This is a genomic window from Stenotrophomonas maltophilia group sp. Smal32 (assembly GCF_030237085.1).
Classification (GTDB): domain Bacteria; phylum Pseudomonadota; class Gammaproteobacteria; order Xanthomonadales; family Xanthomonadaceae; genus Stenotrophomonas; species Stenotrophomonas maltophilia_Q.
This window is the reverse complement of the sequence record NZ_JASJSI010000167.1, coordinates 1-6,206: the sequence shown is the minus strand read 5'-3', so window position 1 is coordinate 6,206 and position 6,206 is coordinate 1. Positions and strand designations below refer to the sequence as shown.

Annotated in this window: 4 protein-coding genes; 1 reads left to right on the top strand and 3 read right to left on the bottom strand. The window is 68.3% G+C overall.

The window, feature by feature from the left end; translation table 11 throughout:
- Positions 1-51: 51 nt before the first annotated feature.
- The 3 genes from murD to QRO91_RS21505 form a co-directional block, all read right to left on the bottom strand.
- Positions 52-1,461, bottom strand: a complete 1,410-nt coding sequence (gene murD, locus QRO91_RS21515; protein WP_049430042.1) for a UDP-N-acetylmuramoyl-L-alanine--D-glutamate ligase — start codon at positions 1,459-1,461, stop codon at positions 52-54.
- A complete protein-coding gene (gene murL, locus QRO91_RS21510) occupies positions 1,442-2,794 on the bottom strand; it encodes a UDP-N-acetyl-alpha-D-muramoyl-L-alanyl-L-glutamate epimerase (RefSeq protein WP_049430043.1) in 1,353 nt (450 codons plus the stop codon). Before murL ends, murD begins: the two co-directional genes overlap by 20 nt.
- A gap of 76 nt (positions 2,795-2,870) precedes the next feature.
- The gene (locus tag QRO91_RS21505) at positions 2,871-5,465 is read right to left on the bottom strand and encodes a bifunctional aspartate kinase/diaminopimelate decarboxylase (protein ID WP_049430044.1); all 2,595 of its coding nucleotides are present in this window, start codon (positions 5,463-5,465) and stop codon (positions 2,871-2,873) included.
- Between the two features lie 75 nt (positions 5,466-5,540).
- Here QRO91_RS21505 and QRO91_RS21500 point away from each other — a divergent pair.
- Positions 5,541-6,206 (top strand): PhzF family phenazine biosynthesis protein (locus QRO91_RS21500; protein WP_285310560.1); only part of this gene is annotated, 666 nt, incomplete at its 3' end.

Below are 6,206 nucleotides of genomic sequence, written 5' to 3'. Positions count from 1 at the left end.
TGGGGTCAGATCCCTTTCCTGAGGAAAGGGATCCGAGCCCGATCCGGCGGATCAAGCGATGCCCAACCCCGGGATCGCGCTGATGCTGTCCGGGTCGAATCCGGCCAGCTCGGCGAAATGGCGGCCACGCGCCACGTAGTCGCGGTAGGCACCAAAACTCGGCGCGCCCGGCGACAGCAGCACCACCCCGCCCTGCGCCCCCAGCGCGCTGCGAGCCAGCGCCATCGCCTCGGGCAGATCGCCCGCCGCGTGCAGGCCGAAGCGGCCGGCATCGGCCAACGGTTGCAGCATCGCGTGGATGCGCGGGCCGTTGCTGCCCATGGTCACGATCTCCACCGGCGGCACGTCGTGCGCCATGTGCTGCATGAAATCGGTCCAGTCCAGCCCACGATCGTGCCCGCCCACCAGCAGCGCGATGCGCTGGCCGGCAAAGCACTCCAGCGCGGCCAGGCTGGCATGCGGCGTGGTGCTGATCGAATCGTTGACGTAGGTCAGGCCCTCGGCCACGCCGATGCGCTGCAGGCGGTTCGGCAACGGACGGAAATCCTGCACCGCCGGAGCGAGCGCCACCGCGTCCAGGCCCACCGCTTCCAGCGCGGCCAGCACCGCGCACAGGTTGCCGCGGTTGTGGCGGCCCGGCAGCGGCGTGTTGCAGGTATCGAATACGGGCTGTTCACCGCGATGCACGACGTCACCGCGCATGTGCCAGCCCTGCGGCTGGTTGAACCAGACCACTTCACTGTCGGGCAACGACAGCGCGGCCAGGTGCGGATCGGCGGCATTGAGCACGGCGATGCGCGGCGCAGCTTCGGTCACCAGCCGCAGCTTGTCTTGGATGTAACGCTGTTCGCTGCCGTGCCAGTCCAGGTGTTCCGGGAACAGGTTCAGCACCACCGCCACCTGCGGGTGGGCGCCACTGCGCGCCACTTCCCCGGTCTGGTAGCTGGACAGTTCCACCGCCCAGTATTCCGGCGCCGGCTGCGGATCCAGCACTTCCAGCAGCGGCAGGCCGATGTTGCCGACCAGGCCGGTGCGGTGGCCGGCGGCACGCAGCAGGTGCGCGACCAGCGCGGTGGTGGTGCTCTTGCCCTTGGTGCCGGTCACGCACACGGTGTCGTGCACGATGCCATCGTCGGCGGCGTGTTCGGCGAACCACAGCGCGGTGCCACCGATGAACGTGGTGCCCTGCTCCGCCGCCGCCAGTGCGATCGGCTGGTAGGGGCTGATACCAGGCGATTTGATCACCACATCGAACGCGGCCAGCGCTTCGGCAGTGGGTTCACCGCGCACGTCCAGCAATTCCTGCGTTTCCGCACGCGCCGCCTCGGCCTCAGCGGCCGGGCAGAACAGGCTCAGGGCCAGCGCGGGCAGGCGCGCACGCAGCACCGAAAATGCCGCACGGCCCTCACGCCCCCAGCCCCACAGCGCGACGCGCTTTCCTTCAAGCTGCGAAATCTTCACGCACCTGTTCCCACAACGCGGTCGGAATGCGGTGCTCGCCCTGCAACAGCAGCAGCGGTGCCAGTTCCAGTTCGGCGGCATCCAGCTGCGGCTGGATCTCATTGCAGAAGCGCTTCACCAGCACGTCTTCCTTCCATTCCGGGCGCTGCGCCAGGGTCGCCATCGCCGCACGCGATTCGCGGCCTTCGCCGACGCACTCGAACGGCTTGTGGTCCTGGAACTCCAGCAGTGCATCGAAGCCACCGGCCTGTTCGGCATCATCCAGCAGGTTGCGGCCAAAGATGCGCACCAGGCGCGTCTTCGGCATGAACGGGGCCAACGCCAGGAACACGAAGTGGCACTTCGGGCAGACGCCGCACCAGCGGTTCACCGGGCGCTCGCCGAGGATGTGGAAGTTGCGGTTGCAGCTGGAGAAATGCGCGTCGTAGAAATCGGTCTTGGCGAACTGGCGGGCCACCGCCAGCTCGGACATCGGGCGCAGCAGCGAGTAGTACTGCAGGTCCGCCGCCACGTGCTTCTGCACATGGCTGCCGAACGCCTGCTCGAAGGCCCAGCCCTTGGACCACTGGTGGTTCACTTCGCCGGTGCCCGGAATCTGGCTGCCGTAGCTGGCCGAGCGCTCGTTGGAGAACACCACCTGGTCCACGCCTTGCAGAAGCGCGGCCAGCACCATGATCGCCGAGTTCACCGCGGTGACCGGAATATGCCCGTTCCACGCGCCCTGGCGGTTGAGCTCGAACAGTTCCGGCGCCAGCGCGCGGCCCAGGTTCAGCGTCGGCAGGCCGGTGCGCTCTGCGCAGGCGCGGATCAGCTGCGAACCGCCAATCCAGGTCACCGTTTCGTCCACGCCGGCACGGCGCAGCGCTTCGATGCTGACCAGCGAATCCTTGCCGCCACCGATGGCCACCAGCGCATGCGCCTGCAGGCCCAGCACCGGGGCCTGCACCGCTTCGCCCTGCACCGGCAGGCGGAAACGCCCACGCAGGTTCAGGCCGTTGCGGTAGGCGAACTCGCCCAGGCCGTTGAGGTAGACCGTCTCCACCAACGCCGCGGTATCGGCATCGATTGAATAGCTGTCGATGCTGACCGTCTCCGGCACGCCGGCCTTGTAGTAACTGACACCGGCAATCAGGTGCAGCAGCTGCAGCGCACGCTGCACGGCGGCGGCGCGCGCCTGGTCCAGTACGAACGGGGCGCCCGGCACGGTGATGGTTTCCACCATCTCCGGGCCGTCATCGAAGGCGTAGACCAGCTTGGCCACGCCGGTTTCCGCAGCGAATTCGCAGCGGACGAAGCGGAAGCGGGAAACCTGGTGTTTATCGAAAGCAGTCATGGTGTATCCGGTCAGGCACGGGCCCGCGCAGCAGCACGGGGCGTGTCGGTGGGCGGGTGCAGGGCGCGGGTGGCGATCACTCGATCACGTCTTCGCGCGGCATCGCCCGCTGGTTGTAGGTGTTGGACATCACATAGCCGTAGGCACCGGCATCAGCGATCAGCATCACATCATCCGGTGCGGTGGACACCGGCAGCTTGCGGCGCTTGCCGAACACATCGCTGGATTCGCAGATCGGGCCGACCACATCGAATGCCGCCTCGGCATAGCCGCCCTGGCGGCTGAGGTTCTCGATGTCGTGCCAGGCGTCATACAGCGCCGGGCGCATCAGGGTGTTCATGCCGGCATCCAGGCCGACGCGGCGCACGCCGTCCTTTTCCACAACCTGAGTGGCGTGGGTCAGCAGCACGCCGGATTCGGCGACCAGGTAACGGCCCGGCTCGATCGCCAGGCGGAACGCCGGATGCAGCGCTTTGACCTCGGCCAGACCCTCGGCCCACGCATCCAGGTCGAACGGCTCGTCCTCGGCGGAATACGGAATCGGCAGGCCGCCGCCGATGTCGATGGTCTGCACGCTGCCGATGCGGCGGGCGAAACCGGCCAGCTCATCGCACATCAGGCGCCAGTGCTGCGCAGTCTCCACGCCGCTGCCCAGGTGCGCGTGCAGGCCGACCACGCGGCTGCCCAGGTCGGTGGCCGTGCGCACGAATTCGTCGACGCGGGCGATCGGCAGGCCGAACTTGGAGTCCTTGCCGCCGGTACGGACCTTGGCATGGTGGCCTTCGCCACGGCCCAGGTCGACACGCAGCCACAGCTCGCGGTTGCGGAACAGGTCCGGCCAGCGCTGCAGTGCTTCGACGTTGTCGACGGTCACGGTCACCCCGAGCGCGAACGCCGCTTCGTATTCGCTGCGCGGGCAGAAGCTGGGAGTGAACAACACGCGCTTGGGCGACAGTTCCGGCAGGTGCTGGAACACGTGCTTCAGTTCGCCGTGCGAGACGCACTCCAGGCCGAAGCCCTCGGCTTCCAGCAGCTGCAGGATGGCCGGGTGGCTGTTGGCCTTGATCGCGTAGTAGCGCTGGTCGATCGGCTTGATCGCGGCCAGCGCGCGGGCACGGGCGCGCACGGTCGGCAGGTGGTAGACGTAGCGCGGCGTACCGGCATCGGCCAGCTGCAGCAGGTGCGCGCGCTGGCCACGCCACCAGGGCGTGCCACGCGGGCGCACGGTGCCGGCGATCTCGCGCCAGCGCGGGCCGAACACCTCGGTCTCTTCCACCGGCATCGCACCGCTGTCAATCAGCTCGGCGTGCAGGATCGGCAGCAGGCCGTCAGCATCGGCCTCGTCGATGACGAAGGTCAGGTTCAGGTCGTTGGACGACTGCGAGATCATGTGCACGCGCTCGCGGCCAAACGTGGCCCACACGTCCGACAGCTTGTGCAGCAGCGAGCGCATGCCACGGCCGACCAGGGTGATGGCCGCGCACGGCACGATCACCTTCACCTTGCAGATCTGCGACAGGTCCGCCGACAGCGCGGCCAGCACATCGGTGTTGACCAGGTTCTCGGACGGGTCCAGCGACACGGTGACGTTGGTTTCGGCCGAACCGATCAGGTCCACCGACAGGCCGTGCTTCTTGAACAGGTTGAACACATCGGCCAGGAAGCCGACCTGCTGCCACATGCCGATGCCTTCCATCGACACCAGCACGATGCCGTTGCGGCGGCTGATCGCCTTCACCCCCGGGACCGGCGCGGCACTGCCATCGATGCTGGTACCCGGCAGTTCCGGGCGCTCGGTATCGAGAATGGCCATCGGCACGCCGGCATCACGGCACGGCTTGATCGAGCGCGGGTGCAGCACCTTGGCGCCGGTCGTGGCAATTTCCTGTGCCTCGTAATAGTCCAGGCGGGTCAGCAGGCGCGCGTCCGGCACATCCTTCGGGTTGGCGCTGAACATGCCCGGCACGTCGGTCCAGATCTCCACGCGGCTGGCACCCAGCAATGCACCGAAGTACGCCGCCGAGGTATCCGAACCGCCGCGACCGAGGATGGCGGTGCCGCCATCGGCGTGACGCGAGATGAAGCCCTGGGTGATCAGCAGGCGGGTCGGCTGCGCGCGGAAGCGCTGCATCCACTCTGCGTCGGCGCGCCACTGGCAGTTCACCGACAGGCGCTGCGACCAGTCGCTCTGGTTCGGCTGCGGCGGCATCGCATCCAGCCACTGGCGGGCATCCATCCAGCCCATGTCCAGACCTGACGCGCGCAGGTAGGCCGCACCCAGTGTGGAGGACAGCAGCTCGCCCTGGCCCAGCACTTCGGCCTGCCAGTCCAGCGGACGGGTGGCCGCGCGCGCGTCGTCCAACAGGCCCTGCAGCGCCGCCAGACGTTCGGCCAGCACCTCGCGGCCCAGGCCCAGTTCAACCAGGAAGCCCTCGTGGCGCTCTACCAGCGCGGCCACGCGATCACGGCTGTCCGGCGCGCCATCGGCGATCGCGGTCAGTTCGTTGGTGACCCCGGACAGCGCCGACACCACTACCAGCACGCGCGAGCCGGTCTCTTCCGCACGTTTTTTCGCCAGCTTCCCGATCGTGTCCCAGCGATGACGACGCGACACCGAGGTGCCGCCGAACTTCAGTACGATCCAACGATCGACAAGGGGGGAAGCTGACATGGATTGGCTATGTAGAATGTGGGGAAGCCGCCCTCGGGGGCGGAACCTTTGATTCTAAGCGCAATATCCCCGTAGATGGCCGTCCTTCGTTACCTGCAGCTCGATGTCTTCGCCCCCCGCCCCGGCACCGGCAACCCACTGGGCGCCATCCTGGACGCCGACGGGCTCTCCAGCAGCCAGATGCAGGCCCTGGCCGCCTGGCTGAACCTGTCCGAGACGGTGTTCTTCCTGCGCCCCAGCGCGCCCGGCGCCGACTACCACATCCGCATCTTCACCCCGACCCGGGAACTGGCGTTCGCCGGCCATCCCAGCGTCGGTGCGGCCTGGGTGGCGGTGACCTGTGGCCTGGCGACTCCACGTGACGGTGCCCTGCTGCAGCAATGCGCGGCCGGGCTGTTGCCGGTAAAGGTGAGTGGGCCGGCCGAGGCGCTGGAGATCCAGCTGGCCAGCCCACCGGCCCGGCAGCTGGCAACCGCCGCCGACGCGGCACCCGCAACGCTGCTTGCGCTGGCTGCCGACGGCCATGCACCGGAGCTGTGGGACAACGGCGCACGCTGGTGGCTGCTGCCGCTGCGCGATGGCGCCGCCGTGCGCGACCTGGAGCCGGACATGGCATCGGTGGCCGCCTGGAGTCTCGCCACCGATGCCACTGGCGTGGCGGTATTCGCCGACGAAGCCGGCACCGACCACAGCCGCGTGGTCCGCGCGTTCTGTCCTGCTGATGCGCCCAGCGTGCCCGAG

What these genes read in the sequence shown, in the direction of transcription:
- murL (WP_049430043.1), bottom strand. Translation starts at nt 2,794, where the DNA reads ATGACTGCTTTCGATAAACACCAGGTTTCCCGCTTCCGCTTCGTCCGC.
- QRO91_RS21505 (WP_049430044.1), bottom strand. Translation starts at nt 5,465, where the DNA reads ATGTCAGCTTCCCCCCTTGTCGATCGTTGGATCGTACTGAAGTTCGGC.